11 protein-coding genes are annotated in these 15,408 nt (G+C 53.1%); 1 reads left to right on the top strand and 10 read right to left on the bottom strand.

What is annotated here, in order from left to right; translation table 11 throughout:
* Positions 1-24: 24 nt before the first annotated feature.
* The 9 genes from alaS to hisS form a co-directional block, all read right to left on the bottom strand.
* Positions 25-2,706, bottom strand: a complete 2,682-nt coding sequence (alaS, locus tag HMPREF2958_RS08710; RefSeq protein WP_070697682.1) for an alanine--tRNA ligase — start codon at positions 2,704-2,706, stop codon at positions 25-27.
* Between the two features lie 85 nt (positions 2,707-2,791).
* Positions 2,792-3,271: a hypothetical protein gene (locus HMPREF2958_RS08705; RefSeq protein ID WP_004004738.1), complete on the bottom strand. Its 480-nt coding sequence runs from the start codon at positions 3,269-3,271 to the stop codon at positions 2,792-2,794.
* The gene (locus HMPREF2958_RS08700; RefSeq protein WP_004004740.1) at positions 3,272-3,667 is read right to left on the bottom strand and encodes a DUF948 domain-containing protein; all 396 of its coding nucleotides are present in this window, start codon (positions 3,665-3,667) and stop codon (positions 3,272-3,274) included.
* Positions 3,668-4,131: 464 nt separating this feature from the next.
* Complete coding sequence (gene rpsD, locus HMPREF2958_RS08695; protein WP_004004741.1) at positions 4,132-4,764, bottom strand: 30S ribosomal protein S4; 633 nt, start codon at positions 4,762-4,764, stop codon at positions 4,132-4,134.
* A gap of 483 nt (positions 4,765-5,247) precedes the next feature.
* Complete coding sequence (locus HMPREF2958_RS08690) at positions 5,248-6,693, bottom strand: replication-associated recombination protein A (RefSeq protein ID WP_070697680.1); 1,446 nt, start codon at positions 6,691-6,693, stop codon at positions 5,248-5,250.
* Positions 6,694-6,724: 31 nt separating this feature from the next.
* A complete protein-coding gene (dtd, locus tag HMPREF2958_RS08685) occupies positions 6,725-7,159 on the bottom strand; it encodes a D-aminoacyl-tRNA deacylase (RefSeq protein WP_070697679.1) in 435 nt (144 codons plus the stop codon).
* A 36-nt stretch (positions 7,160-7,195) separates the two neighbouring features.
* Complete coding sequence (locus HMPREF2958_RS08680) at positions 7,196-7,723, bottom strand: P-loop NTPase family protein (RefSeq protein WP_070697678.1); 528 nt, start codon at positions 7,721-7,723, stop codon at positions 7,196-7,198.
* A gap of 154 nt (positions 7,724-7,877) precedes the next feature.
* The gene (gene aspS, locus HMPREF2958_RS08675) at positions 7,878-9,656 is read right to left on the bottom strand and encodes an aspartate--tRNA ligase (RefSeq protein ID WP_070697677.1); all 1,779 of its coding nucleotides are present in this window, start codon (positions 9,654-9,656) and stop codon (positions 7,878-7,880) included.
* 142 nt (positions 9,657-9,798) lie between these two features.
* Complete coding sequence (hisS, locus tag HMPREF2958_RS08670; RefSeq protein WP_070697676.1) at positions 9,799-11,166, bottom strand: histidine--tRNA ligase; 1,368 nt, start codon at positions 11,164-11,166, stop codon at positions 9,799-9,801.
* Positions 11,167-11,448: 282 nt separating this feature from the next.
* Here hisS and HMPREF2958_RS08665 point away from each other — a divergent pair, with 282 nt between their 5' ends.
* On the top strand, positions 11,449-12,720 hold the full coding sequence (locus HMPREF2958_RS08665) for a DUF349 domain-containing protein (RefSeq protein WP_238382381.1): 1,272 nt from the start codon (positions 11,449-11,451) through the stop codon (positions 12,718-12,720).
* Between the two features lie 149 nt (positions 12,721-12,869).
* Here the strand turns inward: HMPREF2958_RS08665 and HMPREF2958_RS08660 are convergent, their stop codons facing one another.
* Positions 12,870-15,275: a RelA/SpoT family protein gene (locus HMPREF2958_RS08660; RefSeq protein ID WP_013399135.1), complete on the bottom strand. Its 2,406-nt coding sequence runs from the start codon at positions 15,273-15,275 to the stop codon at positions 12,870-12,872.
* Positions 15,276-15,408 lie beyond the last annotated feature (133 nt).

The raw sequence follows: 15,408 nt of genomic DNA, 5'->3' as shown, positions 1-15,408 counted from the left end.
ACTCCTCGTTGAAATTCAGTCAAGTTATGCCTGCGCTATCGCGTTGCGGATAGCATCCAGTGCTTCTGAAACCTTCGAAGCATCCTGTCCGCCACCCTGTGCAACATCGTCTTTACCGCCGCCACCGCCGCCGAGTACACTTGCTGCGAGTCGCACCAAGGCACCGGCTTTAATGCCAGCTTCACGGGCACCTTCATTTGTGGCGACAAGAATAACCGGGCGACCATTGGCCACGCCAGTCACCGCCACAACGGCAGCTTCAGAGCCGAAGCGTGAACGTAAATCTAACGCTAGCGAACGAACACCGTTGGCGTCCAGCTCTCCCGCATGATGTGTAAGAACTCGTACACCGCCGATGGTTTGCGCGTTTTCTAAAAGCTTACCAGCCTCAGCCTGCAGTTTCTCGCGGCGCAGTTTTTCAAGTTCTTTCTCAGCTGACTTTAGTTTCGCCAACGTCTGGTTGATTTTCTCGGGTAGCTCGGACGAGGATTGCACTTTCATCATGCTGGTCAGCTGATTGACTAGGGTACGCTCAGCGGCAAGATGCTCGAAAGAATTCATGCCAACCAGTGCCTCAACGCGGCGGTTACCCGAGCCCACAGACTGTTCGGTGAGCAGAGTCAGAGAACCAATTTCAGATGAAGTTCCTACGTGGGTACCGCCACAAAGCTCACGCGAAAACTCTCCACCGATTTCGACCATACGCACAATGTTGCCGTACTTCTCGCCGAAGAGGCTCATAGCGCCTAGGGCTTTAGCCTCGGCAAGAGGCATCTCACGCGCGATAACTTCGTGATTATCCCGGATAGCGAGGTTTGCTACCTCTTCGACTTCACGCTTAGCGGAGTCAGATAGGCTCTCACCCCATGCGAAGTCAAAACGCAGGTAGCCTTCCTTATTGAAGGAACCACGCTGAGTTGCCTCATTACCCAATACCTGGTGCAAAGCCGCATGAACAATATGGGTACCCGAATGTGCTTTCTCACCGTCTCGGCGACGCTGCACATCAACCTGCGCCACAACCTCAGCGCCCGGATGCGCTTCACCTTCACGAACAACGGCGCGGTGAACGCTCAAACCCTTGACGGGTTGCTGCACGTCCTGAACATCAATCACGAAACCGTTTCCAGTAATCACGCCGGTATCGGCAGCCTGTCCGCCGCCCTCCGCATAGAATGGGGTTTCGTCCAAAACGACCTCGATCTTATCGCCCGCTTTGGCTACAGGAACGGAAACCCCGTCCTTCAGCAAAGCACGAAGATGAGTTTCGGTACGAAGTTCTGTGTACCCGGTAAAGATAGAACCACGTTCATCCACGAGCTTACGAAGCTCAGAGAGATCTGCAAAGGAGCCTTTTTTAGCCTTAGCATCAGCTTGAGCCCGTTGGCGCTGCTCAGCCATCAGTTCGCGGAACGCCTTCTCATCAACCTTTACGCCTGCTTCAGCGGCCATTTCAAGGGTCAGGTCGATTGGGAATCCGTAGGTATCGTGCAGCGCAAATGCTTCTGCCCCAGAAACAGAGTTTGAGCCGTCTTTCTTGGCCGTAGCAACGGCTTCTTCCAAACGCTCGGTGCCGGTTTCAATCGTATGCAAGAATGCCTTTTCCTCGGCATAAGCGATGCGGGAAATACGCTCGAAATCATCCGCCACGTAGGGGAAAGCACCAGCCATCGCATCGCGAGAAGCGGGGAATAGGATAGGCAGGCACGGTTCAGTAACGCCCAGCAGACGCATCGCACGAATAGCGCGGCGCATCAGGCGGCGTAGAATATAGCCGCGTCCTTCGTTGGAGGGAGTCACACCATCGGCAATCAGCATGAGAGAAGAGCGAATATGGTCAGCCACCACACGCATGCGCACATCGTCTTCATACCCCGGGTCTTCGGGCGATTCAGAGCCGTGGTATTTCTTCCCGGAGAGCTTCGAAGCGGCGTCAAGTACCGGGCGCACCTGATCGGTTTCGTAGAAGTTTTCAACACCCTGCAGAAGCATCGCCAAACGCTCAACGCCTAAACCGGTATCGATATTCTTCTTGGGCAATTCACCCAGAATCTCGAAGTCTTCCTTACCGATCCCTTCACCACGCTGATACTGCATAAACACAAGGTTCCAGATCTCAATATAGCGATCGTCGTCTACCGCCGGACCGCCTTCTTTGCCGTATGCGGGTCCGCGGTCATAGAAAATTTCGGAATCGGGGCCTGCAGGACCAGGCTGACCTGTAGACCAGTAGTTTTCCTTCATGCCCATGCGTTGGATACGTTCTTTGGGGAATCCTACGGTTTTAGTCCATACGTCGAAGGCTTCGTTGTCTCCTTCGTAAATGGTCACCCACAGACGTTCCGGGTCCAACCCGTAACCGCCTTCATCCTGACTAGCGGTGAGTAGTTCATAGGCGAAAGGAATAGCTTGCTCTTTGAAATAATCGCCAAATGAGAAGTTACCCGCCATCTGGAAAAAGGTACCATGACGGGCGGTCTTACCTACCTCTTCAATATCTAGGGTACGAATACACTTCTGAACGCTTGTTGCACGCGAGAACGGAGGAGTCTCTCGTCCAAGAAAATAAGGGATAAATGGCACCATACCCGCAATGGTAAACATGGCACCGGGTTCGTTTGAGATGAGTGATGCAGAAGGCACCACGGTATGTCCGCGCTTCTCGAAAAATTCGATCCAACGCTTAGAAATTTCCTGTGAGAGCATCGCTTTCCTTAGACAATTCTGTGTGAAATTCTACGAAATCTATCAAGTTCGTCATGCCGTCATTACGGCTACGTTACAGTACCGGCTAGTTAAAGAAATCTTCACCCAGCTCTCGGTCACGTTGGATGCGGGCGGAGCGAAGTTCCTCCTCTGTAGCGGCAATCCGCGATTCCACGTCGAGCAGTTCCCGCTCGGCAGCAGCCCGATTTGTGGAAGCAATTTCTTGCTCACTCATCTGACGGTCCCAGGTATCTATAGAACCAGGACGTATATCCTGTTTCTGTCGCTCAACTTTAGCATGAAGTTCAGCTTCTTTTTCCTGCATGCCTTCACGAACACGCGCAGCAAATTCGACAGCTTTAAGCGCATAGGGTTGAAGAGGCTTACCAACGGGTGAATCGAAAAACTTTCCCACCTGTGACTCCGGGTTAAGAGCGAGTGTACCCTGTTGGTACTGAACAAGAGCGCCTGTTTTCTTTTCGGGCGATGCGCTGGCACGTTTTGACGCGAAATAGCCTACCGCTGCGCCCGCTCCCACAAGAAGAACTGACCGAAATAAACCCAATTACTGTTCACCTCCCTGTGAAGTACCAGCTGCACGATCGTCGTCACCAGGCTTCTTACCGCGGAATGCCTGACGGACACCGTATGAGAACGAAGCAACTTTAATAAGGGGCTGCCCCACAGTTGAGGTCACCAAAGAAGACAGGGCAGAAACGTTCGCGGAAGCATCGGATACGTTAGAGGTGATACCGTCTACCTTCTCAAGCTGCTCATTCGTGGTAACGACTGTTTTAGTAACTTCGTCGATCAAAGGCGATGTGCTCTGGTTGAGTGAACGAATGGTCACGATAAGTTCATCGAAAACTTTAGTCAGGCGAATAATAGGTAAAGCAAGTAACGCCACAAGAATTGCGAAAACACCGGCAGCTATCAGACCTGCAATGTCTCCACCACTCATCACGACCTCTTTCCTATATCAACCAGTAAAACACAGTGGGCGCCCGCGAGAAACGAGTTTTGAAGCGAGCACACAGAAAAACCGTACCCACGGCTTACTCCATCATAAATGAAAAACCTTGTGCATGCCCATTTTGAACGCCGCTTGTCGTCAAAATATACAGCTCTACCAGGGGTTTTATAAAAAATTTACACTTCCTGCGGCATCTCGTTACAGTTCAGATTCCACGTTTATTACCCTCATCAAACTCTATAAGACATGCATAAGATGCAACATCAAGGAATAATCCTCAGGTTAGTCATACACCACCGACCTGAATTTTGGGTTCCGAAGCAAGTAAACACCTTCAATAAAATGTTCTACCGTCTTTAAACCGGTAATAGCTCACAAGACATTATGCAATAAAAATAACCCCTCCTACAGCCGAACCGTAGGTAGGGGTTACCCTTCTCGAAAATTCGAGATTATGCTAGGCGTGAGTAGTACTCAACAACCAGCTGCTCATCGCAGACCACAGGGATCTCTTCGCGCTTGGGGGCGCGTTCGAGCTTAGCGTGCAGCTTCTCGATTTCGACGTTCAGGTATGCCGGAACCTCAGGCAGAACTGCCTGGTTCTCGCCCGCAGCTGCGACCTGGAAAGGAGTGGTCTTCTCAGACTTCGGGTGAACGTGAATCAGCTGGCCGGGCTTAACACGGAACGAAGGACGATCCACGCGCACACCGTCAACCATAATGTGACGGTGTACAACCATCTGACGAGCCTGTGCAATGGTGCGAGCAAAGCCCGAACGCAGAACCAGAGCGTCAAGACGGGTCTCAAGGTGCTCAACCAGGTTCTTACCGGTCTGACCCTCGACACGCTTTGCTTCAAGGTATGCGCGGCGCATCTGTGCCTCACGAATGTTGTACTGAGCGCGCAAACGCTGCTTTTCCTTCAGCTGGGTAGCATAGTTAGAATCAGCCTTCTTGCGGGCACGACCATGCTGACCGGGGCCGTAAGGACGGCGCTCAAGGTACTTTTCTGCCTTCGGGGTCAGTGCGATGCCCAAAGCACGGGACTGACGCACAGTACGGCGGGTGCGGTTATTTTTAGCCACAATTACCTTTCATAGTGCAGAACCCTTATGCATTCACGCTAAGGGCTCTTATCTTTTTGGAGCTGGCCTCCTCGGTTTACCCGCACCGGGTGGTGGGGCGGAGAGTTTGGGGCAGAGTACCCCAGCACTACGTCAGCGTTATTCCTAAACCAAAACACAATATACTGCGCTATATAGTGGGTATAACAAGACTGCCAGACCCATCAAGTCTACCGTGGTTCGCATTCAGAATCTAGCTGAGTACCGCACAAATTTTGTGTTCTCAACCATGCGCAAGAACACATTATGACACTCCCTCAAAACTTTATGACAGAAGTTCCTTTACCGAATCTTTACCATGTCATAGAATAAAGGCAGTACACCGGATGTGCGACCGACTTCCGGGCTCATAAGAGTCTGGTGCGCATTCGGAGTTTATCTATCACATCTCACTCTAGCGGTATACACCACGGCCGAGGTGGTGCATACCGCTTTTCTGTTCGGTTAGCTATCGGCTCGATTCAGAATTTCTCGGATACGCTCGCGCCGTTCAGCCAGGGTTCGTTCAAATCCATACTGCGTCGGCTCGTAGTAGACCTTATCCCGCAAGGTATCCGGCAAATACTGTTGAGCCGCCACATGCCCCGGCTCATCGTGCGCATAAATATATCCGTCACCGTGACCCAAATCGGCGGCGGCCGCATAGTGGGCGTCCCGAAGATGAGCTGGAACCTGCCCCGAAAGCCCAGATCGTACATCCGCTATTGCCTTATTAATAGCCACATATGCCGCATTTGATTTGGGCGCTAAGGCACAGTAGATCACCGCCTGCGACAGAATAATACGCGCCTCTGGCATGCCGACCAACGCCACTGACTGGGCGGCGGCGGTCGCTACTTGAAGCGCCTGCGGATCGGCAAGACCGATATCTTCACTCGCCGCAATCATAATGCGCCGCGCCACAAAGCGTGGGTCTTCGCCGCCTTCGAGCATGCGCGCTAGATAGTGGACGGCGGCATCAGCATCGGAACCGCGTATAGATTTAATGAAGGCGCTAATCACGTCGTAGTGCTGATCGCCGCTTTTATCGTAGCGAACGGCAGCACGGTCAACGGCTTCCTGGGCATGTGCCAGAGTAATGCGCACAGGCTTGCTAAGGTTTACCTCTCCCCCAGATTCCGCTTTCTCGTCCGGGGATTCGACCTGTTCATGCTCACTGAAGGCTATGGCAGCGGCGGCTTCTAAAGAAGTTAGCGAGCGGCGTGCATCGCCACCGGATACTGCGGCAAGGTGGGCACGAGCATCTTCATCAATCACAGCAGCACCGTTGAACCCGCGGGGGTCTTCGAGCGCTCGGTTGATTAAAGACTCAATATCGGCTGGCTCCAAAGAATGAACTCGAAGCAAAAGTGAACGTGAAAGAAGAGGCGAAATCACGCTGAACGAGGGGTTTTCCGTCGTTGCCGCCACAAGAATAACCCAGCGGTTTTCGACTCCGGGCAGCAGCGCATCTTGTTGAGCCTTCGTAAACCGGTGAATCTCGTCAAGAAAAAGCACTGTTGTGGTGCCGTACATGTCACGGTCTAAAAGTGCTTGGTCCATAACGGCGCGAACGTCTTTAACTCCGGCGGTGATAGCGGAAAGTTCGACGAATTTACGACCCGGCGCACGGGCGATGATATGCGCCAATGTGGTTTTCCCGGTGCCGGGAGGGCCGTACAAAATAACAGACGAAGGTCCTGCTGGTCCAGATTTATCGGCACCGGCAAGCACACGAAGCGGAGACCCTGGGGTCAGCAGATGGGCTTGTCCAAAAACTTCATCGACGTGACGCGGGCGCATACGTACTGCCAAGGGCGCTTGGGATGCGGTACGTGAAGACGGTGCGGACGTAAATTTTACGCGATCTTCGTCGTCTGGAAGGTCAAGGTCAAAAAGCGAATCTGCCATGTTTCAACTCTACCGTGCGTACATGCGGTATCTAGAGGGTTTCGCTATCGAGAATGAGGGTTACCGGTCCGTCATTAACGAGTTCAACCTGCATATCGGCGCCGAAAACTCCTGTTTCAACACGGAGCCCGATAGCGCGGAGCTTCTGGACAAAAGCCTCAAAAATCGGCTCGCTGACAGCGCCCGGAGCCGCTTTCGACCATGATGGGCGCCTGCCTTTTTTCGCATCTCCGTAGAGCGTGAATTGACTAACGGCGAGAACGGGCGCATCAACCTCAAGCGCGGATCTTTCGCCATCAAAAAGGCGCAGGTTAGCGGTCTTATCCGCCATTTTCGCCAGTTGGGCCTCGCCGTCCTCATGGGTAATACCGACGAGTGCAAGATACCCGGTTTCTTCAATCGCCCCAACGATTTTATTCTCCACACGCACGGATGCGCGGCTTACACGCTGCAAAATAACTCGCATGGGTAATGCCTCTGCCTTTCGGTATTTCTAAAATTTTCAGATACTTCCGCGAAGCTGTACCGCCTGCAAAAATTTCTCTGCTTCACGGGGTGTTCGGAATTCGATATATCGTTTGTCAGGGTGATTCCTGCGTGCTTCGGCCATAAGAGGCGCATATTTAGGGTAGCTGCTCCAGGTATAGCGAATCATATTTTCGGGGTCAGTAAAAACGCTCCACAGAGGCGGCTCAGTATTTCCAGCCCAAAGTTCTTCACGAGTCACTGCTCGGTGCAGGGTTCTTCGAATAACCCGCTGCTCAACAAACCATCTCGGATAATGCAGGTAAATGACGGTATCAGCACACTCTAGAAGACGCTCACGCACCTGCGAATACTGCCATTCTGTAATCCACGAATCCTGCGCCGCGAGCTCATCCACATCTGCTTCAAAACTGGGGCGGGGCGTCCAGTTCTCGCCCCAGTGCAAAGAATCCATTTCGGTATGCGGTATGCCTAAAATCGCACCAAGTCTTCCGGCAAATGTGGTTTTGCCGCTGCCACTGGCGCCTGTCATGAGGATGCGCATAGGTTCATGCCTTTCGTACGGGGACTCTTTCCAGAATAGCTAACCCATACACGAATGCGCACCGAAACGACGAAAGCGGGCTGCATATACACCGTGGTGTATCTACAGCCCGCTTTCCTCTCAGCGCTCACACGCAGGAATTTTCAAGTAAGAACTACTTCTCGTCTTCATCCTTCTTCTTCGGCTTGAAATCAACGCCTGCTTCCTTGCGCTGCTGCGGCGTAATCGGCGCGGGTGCGGCAGTCAGCGGGTCATAGCCGTTACCGGTCTTCGGGAAGGCAATAACCTCGCGAATTGAATCTACCCCCGCAAGAAGCGAGATAATGCGATCCCATCCGAATGCGATACCGCCCATCGGAGGTGCGCCGTACTTGAAGGCGTCCAGCAAGAAGCCGAACTTCTCCTGTGCTTCTTCCTCGCCAATTCCCATGACTGCAAAAACACGTTCCTGTACGTCACGGCGGTGGATACGGATAGAACCGCCACCGATCTCGTTACCATTGCAGACGATATCGTAGGCGTATGCCAGCGCCGCACCAGGGTCCTTGTCGAAGGTATCCAAGAACTCGGGTTTTGGCGCTGTAAAGGCGTGGTGCACGGCAGTCCATGCTGAGTGCCCCAGTGCGACATCTCCTGACTCGGTGGCCTCTGCGGCAGACTCGAAGAGAGGCGCATCCACAACCCACAGGAACGACCACTCGCCGTCCTTGATAAGGCCGGTACGGTGACCGATCTCAACACGGGCAGCGCCCAGCAGAGCACGCGCCTGTTTAGCTTCACCGGCGGCGAAGAAGATGCAGTCCCCGGGGTTGGCGCCGGTTGCTGCAGCAAGACCTGTACGTTCCTCATCAGTGATGTTCTTCGCAACAGGACCAGTCAGTTCGCCGTCTTCCTGCACCAGTACATAGGCCAGACCCTTCGCACCGCGCTGCTTTGCCCATTCCTGCCATGCGTCCAGGGTGCGGCGCGGCTGAGAAGCGCCGCCGGGCATTACCACGGCGCCCACGTAGGGAGCCTTAAACACACGGAACGTGGTGTTGGCAAAGTAATCGGTAAGTTCGGTCAGCTCAAGACCAAAACGCAGATCTGGCTTGTCGGTACCGTATTTCTCCATCGCTTCGGTATAGGTCATACGGCGAATAGGACGGGGAATCTGCACATCAATCAGGTTCCAGACAGCCTCGACAATGCGTTCGCCCAGGTCAATAATGTCGTCCTGATCTACGAAGGATGCCTCAATATCGAGCTGAGTGAACTCAGGCTGACGGTCCGCGCGGAAGTCCTCATCGCGGTAGCATCGAGCAATCTGGTAGTACTTTTCAATGCCGCCCACCTGCAGGAGCTGTTTAAACAGCTGGGGTGACTGCGGCAACGCGTACCAAGAACCAGGTGCCAAACGCGCAGGAACCAGGAAGTCACGGGCACCTTCGGGTGTTGATCGGGTAAGAGTAGGAGTTTCAACCTCTAGATAACCGTCATCAGCAAGCAGGTTGCGTGCCGCGCGGTTAGCGTCGGAACGCAGGCGCATGATGCGAGCAGGCTCGGGGCGGCGAAGGTCAAGGTAACGGTAGCGCAGACGCGCCTCTTCACCAACCTCAACATGCTCGTCAATCTGGAATGGAAGCGGTGCTGCAGTATTGAGAACCTCAACCGCAGAAACTTCAACCTCAATTTCACCGGTTGCAAGATTCGGGTTTTCATTTCCCTCAGGGCGCTTGGTCACCTGACCGGTTACACGCAGAACGTATTCATTGCGTAGGTGTTCAAAATCATCTTCGTTATGAAACACGCACTGGGTGACGCCCGCGCGATCACGCAAATCGACGAAAGCTACGCCGCCGTGGTCACGACGACGAGCTACCCAGCCGGTGAGGGTTACGGTTTCTCCGATGTTGGCGGCGGTGAGCTCGCCATTGGTATGGGTGCGAAGCACTGCATTCCTTTCATTGCAGGCACCTCACGACTATAGACAGTAGCCGGGTGCATGCGCTTGATTTTTAAGATACGCACACTGCGTGCGCATTTTCCCATTGTAATGCCGCCACTCACTATAGTGTGGCGACACCCTCAATATTTTATGAGCTGATGCTCTCAGCAGGCACTACACGCACGTTCAGGTCTTCTTCTGGCGGCATCCAGCTCGCGGGGTCCGCAGCAACCTGTTCCCCCGAACGGATATCCTTAACCTCGTGCGCCAGCTCGCCGTTATCCCCCGTCGAAATAAACCATACGAAGGGAATACCGCGTTTTTCAGCATATTTGATCTGCTTACCAAATTTTGCTGCATTCGCCGAAACTTCACAGGCGATACCACGCGACCGGAGTGCATCGGCGACATCGTTAGCGGCAGACCAGCCTTCATCATTAGTGAGGGCGATAAATACCGCAGAGGGAACCTTACGGGTAGCCCGTGCAAACCCCTGCGAGAGGATGCGCGCCACCAGGCGGGTTACCCCAATTGACAGCCCGACTCCGGGATAGGTTTTCTTCCCGTTCGAGGCCAGCGACTCGTACCGACCACCCGAGCAAATCGACCCTAACGATTCATGTCCCACGAGCATAGTCTCGTAGACAGTACCGGTGTAATAATCCAGCCCGCGTGCGATAGAGAGATCGGCAAGAACTTTGCCGGGAGCGCGGCGGGCAGCCTCATCGATAACTTCGGCAAGCTCGGTAACACCTCGATCAAGAAGTTCATGCTCAACCTTGTACCGCTCAGCGAGTTCACGGACCTGGGCCACAAAAGATGAATCCTCGGTACGAATCTGCGCAAGCTCTAGGGCTGCTTGAGCCTGCTCTTCAGAGGCGCCAACCTCACGCTGAAGTTCCTGCGCCACCGCATCCGCGCCAATTTTTTCAAGTTTGTCGATGGAACGCAGCACCGCGGCTGTATCGGTAAGTCCCAGCCCAAGATAAAAACCCTCCGCAAGTTTGCGGTTGTTCACCCGAAGTTTGAAATCGGGAATAGGAAGTTTTGAGAGTGCATCCACGACAACGAGAGCGAGGGTCACGTCATAGCGGAAAGGCAGTTCACCATCACCCACAACATCAATATCAGCCTGGGTAAACTCGCGTGCACGCCCTTCCTGCGGGCGCTCGCCGCGCCAAACTTTCTGAATCTGGTAGCGAGAGAACGGGAAATTCAAATACCCAGCGTTCTCAACGACGTACCGCGCGAAAGGTACGGTCAGATCGAAATGCAGAGCAAGTTTTTCTTTAGCTTTAGTGGCGTTATCATCCAGCAGGCGAGAGATCGAGTAAACTTCCTTATCAATATCACCCTTGCGAAGAAGCTGCTCAATAGTCTCAACCGAACGGGTCTCAATCGAAGAAAAACCGTGAAGCTCGAAGGTCTTACGCAGAGTGTCAAGAACATGGTTCTCAACAAGTCGTTCAGCCGGTAAATACTCCGGAAAACCAGACAGCGATGCCTTGCGAGCCATATGCTTCTCTCCTTGAAATCGTGGTATCAGATGTGCGCCATATTGTGTGACGCGCACAGCCTTTTAATCATAGCAAGGATGCGCCCACAGCGAACCGCAAAACTTCGCGCCTATTCTGGCGCGTCACATGCCACTATAGGATGTATAAACTGTATACACCCGCTATGCTGTATAGATGCGCTATATGTTTCGGCCTATAGCCATGAGACGTTTCCCCGGCATGACATAGAGCCTATTCTTCCGATAGGTTTTTCATGCCCCTAGTGAATGAGAGTTATAGCGGTGACTATTAAATCCGACGACACCCAGGTAAACCTTGAGCAGGCACGTAAGTTTGGTCGTGTATCCGATGACGGTCATGTTTTTGTGATTGTTGAGGGTGAAGAGTACGCCGTAGGGCAGTTGCCCGGTGCCTCCGAAGAAGAAGCCCTGGCATATTTCGCCCGCAAGTTCGAGAACGTTGAGGCACAGGTCTCTCTGCTCGAATCGCGTGTTGAGAATAATTCCCCGGCGGCAGATCTGCAAAAGGGCATCACCTCCATCGGTGCGCAAATTGGTGTGCGCAATATGGTGGGCGATTACGCAAGCTTGCAGGAGCGCCTGTCCGCATTGAACGAACGCATTATTAAGCTGGGCGAGGCTCAGCAGCAGGAACGTGCCGAGAACCGTGAACGTGCTCTGGCGGCGCGCGAAGAGATCGTTGCTGAGGCTGAGCAGATTGCGGCTCAGGATGTTGAGAAAATCCATTGGAAGAATTCTCATGCCCGTATGAACGAGCTCTTCGATGCGTGGAAACAAGCACAGCGTGAAATTCATTTGGCAAAATCAGTTGAAGACGAGCTGTGGAAACGATTCCGCGCCGCCCGCACCACCTTCGACCGCAACCGTCGGGCGCATTTCTCGCAGCTTGACGACCGTAACGCCCGCATCAAACGCGCGAAGGAAGAGTTGATCGCTCGCGCTGAACAGCTGTCTTCTTCAACCGATTGGTCTGAGACCTCACGTGAATACGGCAAGTTGATGCGTGCTTGGAAGGAAGTTCCGCGCGGTTCTCGCCGTGAGGACGATAAACTGTGGGCGCGTTTCCGTGCCGCTCAGGATGTCTTCTTTGATGCCCGCAACGCCGCCGAAGCACAACAGGACGAAGCATATGCCGAGAATCTCAAGGTTAAAGAGGCTCTCCTAGTTGAAGCTCGCGCCCTGTTGCCGGTAACCGACATTTCTGCCGCTAAAAAGGCTTTTGAGAAGATCCTTGATCGTTGGGATGCAGCCGGTCGAGTTCCGCGCGCAGATTTGCGCCGTATAGATTCTGAACTTCGTAAGATTCAGGATGAAATCAACGGTGCAGAAGCCGCTAAATGGAAGAAGAACGATCCCGCTAAGGCAGCCCGCGCAAACTCGCTGCTCACCCAGATCCAGGATTCGCTCGCCGAGCTTGAGTCTGAGCTACAGGCAGCACAGGCCTCCGGCGATGCTAAGAAGATCGCCAAGGCGCAGGAGGCTTTGGAGGCGCGCCGCGCCTGGGCGGCAACCCTTGAAGGTTTCAACGCCTAAAGCTTGTTCCTTCCTTTCTTACGAAGGTACAAAAATTCCGGGGTGTTCCCAATCGGGAGACCCCGGAATTTTTGTGTTTATCTGCCAAACTATGCCCTGCTTACACGCTTTACACACCCTGCGCAGATTTTCACGCACCTACTGTAAGACTATGCAGCCGCTGGCTTGGCACCGGTGAGACGATACGCCTTATAGACGCCCGCAACGTTGCGCACAACGTTCAAGACATGCTCCAGCATAAACCTGTCCCCTAGCTCAACCGCAAACCGGTCGATGACGGTACGATCCTCAGAGGTGTGCACGCGCGCATCCAGAATGCTTACTCCGGCCTCTGAAATAGCTCGGATGAGGTCGCTGAGCAGACCCTTACGGTCCAGGCCCTCCACCTGAATCTGCACGCGGTACATGGCGTCCGGGGATGAAGCCCACTCCACCGTGGTAATACGGGGCTCCTCATCGGCATTACGCATATTGGGGCAGTCGCGCCTATGTACTGAAATACCGTTGTACCGAGTCACCATGCCAATAATGTCATCGGGCGGAACCGGTGTGCAGCATCGCGCAATCTTCGTCAGCACGCCCTCAGCACCTGGAACGACCACGCCGTTATCGCTGACGGCACGATGAGTCTGCTTAAGCAGGGTCTCATCAAAGTCGCTAACCTCAACCTCAGATTCTTCAATCTGGTCGCCGTTATAGAGCTCGACTAGAGAATCAATCACCTGCTTTGGCGATATTTCGTTCTCACCAATTGCCCGGTATAGCGTTGCAACGTCATTCTTGTGCAGCTGTTGAGCTACCTGCGTCATGAGCTCTGGGCTCATCATCTTTTGCAGCGGCAGCTCATTATTGCGCATGCTCTTAGTGAGAGCTTCACGCCCGCGATCTAGAGCCTCAAGACGGCGTTCTTTTGCGAAATGCTGACGAATCTTTGTTCGCGCTCGCGATGAACGCACGAATTTGAGCCAGTCTTCGCTGGGGCCAGCATCCTCATTTTTGGTGGTCGTAATTTCAACTGTTGAACCCGTGGGCAGCACTGTATGAAGTGGCACTAGGCGCCCATTTACCTTAGCGCCAACGGTACGATCCCCCACTTCAGAGTGAATAGCATAAGCGAAATCTACGGGGGTTGACCCGGCGGGAAGAGCAATTGCTTCACCGTCGGGGGTGAGCACTACGATCTCATCAGTATCGAGAGTTTCCGCCAACGACTCATAGAATTTATCTGACTCAGGGTTGGAATTGGAGATTTCGGCAATAGACTGCAAAATCCCCACATTCATGGCAGAGGTATGCGCCCCCGGCTCGTGTTTCTGCTGGGTTATTTTCTCACCCCGCGAAGCCGCTTTATATCGCCAGTGCGCGGCAACACCGTATTCCGCTTCCTCATGCATCTTATAGGTGCGGATTTGAATTTCCAACGGTAAATTACCCGGCCCATAAACCGTCAAATGTAATGATTGATAATTGTTATTTTTAGGATTCTTAATATAATCTTTGAAACGCCCCGGCATAGCAGGCCAGAGTGAAAGTATATGCCCTAAAACGGTGTAACATTGTTCATCCGTTTCGACCATAATGCGCACCGCGAGAATATCGTTAATCTCGTCAAAACTACGCCCTTTGGTTTTCATTTTTTGATGAATGGAATAGTAATGCTTCGGGCGGCCCGTCACCGTAGCCTCAAGCCCCACCGAGTCTAAACGCTCTGTAATCTTACTGCGTGATTCATCAAGAAATTTTTCAAGTTTAGGAGTACGCTCTCCCACCATACGCACAATTTCGGCATATATTTCGGGGCTCATCGCGGCAAATGACAGGTCCTCAAGCTCCCACTTGATGGTGTTGAGTCCCAAGCGATGGGCCAGCGGAGCATAAATTTTAAGAGTTTCTTCAGCTTTCCGCGCCGCCGACCCTGCAGCTACAAAACGCCAAGTACGTGCATTGTGCAGACGATCGGCAAGTTTGATAAGAAGCACGCGAATATCTTTACTCATCGATAGCACGAGTTTGCGAATAGTCTCGATGGATGCGTGCTCGCCATAGGTCATTTTGTCGAGCTTTGTCACACCATCAACAAGGTAAGCAACCTCTTCGCCGAACTCCTCTGTGAGCTCTTCCATGGTGTATTCGGTGTCTTCGACTGTGTCATGCAGAAGCCCCGCTGCCAAGACAGGACCGGTCGCGCCCATTTCAGCAAGAATCGCGGTCACGGCAACGGGGTGGGTAATATACGGATCGCCACTTTTACGCTTTTGACCTTCGTGATATTTATTCGCTATTTCAAAGGCACGCTGCAGAACTTGAATATCTTCATCGGGGTGATATTTCCGCACGGCGCGTACAACAGGCGCTAAAAGCGGTGAGAAACGTACGGATGCGCTTTCATTGGCTCCCCCAGATGTTGAAAGCATGCGGCGACCAAAAACCAAACGGTTAGGCACACGTCCGGATGCCGCCATCACACGGTGAGAGCCACGCACAATTTTCTTAGGCGGCTGCGTCTGCATGCCGCCTTCGTTATCGGGGATTACGGGAGATCCTGCTGCGCTCATCTTTCTGCCTTCTTCCTCGTGCCCTCCACGTATTGAGAATCATCGTCGACCCACGCATCACCATAAAACCTGCGATATCACGATATCTTGAGTGAGACTCTCATGTGTTTATTTATCCTACTCACTGTTGTGC

This window comes from Rothia sp. HMSC036D11 (genome assembly GCF_001814205.1).
In the GTDB taxonomy this organism is placed as follows: domain Bacteria; phylum Actinomycetota; class Actinomycetes; order Actinomycetales; family Micrococcaceae; genus Rothia; species Rothia dentocariosa.
This window is presented reverse-complemented; position numbering and strand designations above follow the sequence as displayed.

Coding starts and splice junctions, on each gene's coding strand:
- alaS (WP_070697682.1), bottom strand. CDS start 2,706: ATGCTCTCACAGGAAATTTCTAAGCGTTGGATCGAATTTTTCGAGAAG.
- HMPREF2958_RS08700 (WP_004004740.1), bottom strand. CDS start 3,667: ATGAGTGGTGGAGACATTGCAGGTCTGATAGCTGCCGGTGTTTTCGCA.
- HMPREF2958_RS08690 (WP_070697680.1), bottom strand. CDS start 6,693: ATGGCAGATTCGCTTTTTGACCTTGACCTTCCAGACGACGAAGATCGC.
- dtd (WP_070697679.1), bottom strand. CDS start 7,159: ATGCGAGTTATTTTGCAGCGTGTAAGCCGCGCATCCGTGCGTGTGGAG.
- HMPREF2958_RS08680 (WP_070697678.1), bottom strand. CDS start 7,723: ATGCGCATCCTCATGACAGGCGCCAGTGGCAGCGGCAAAACCACATTT.
- hisS (WP_070697676.1), bottom strand. CDS start 11,166: ATGGCTCGCAAGGCATCGCTGTCTGGTTTTCCGGAGTATTTACCGGCT.
- HMPREF2958_RS08660 (WP_013399135.1), bottom strand. CDS start 15,275: ATGAGCGCAGCAGGATCTCCCGTAATCCCCGATAACGAAGGCGGCATG.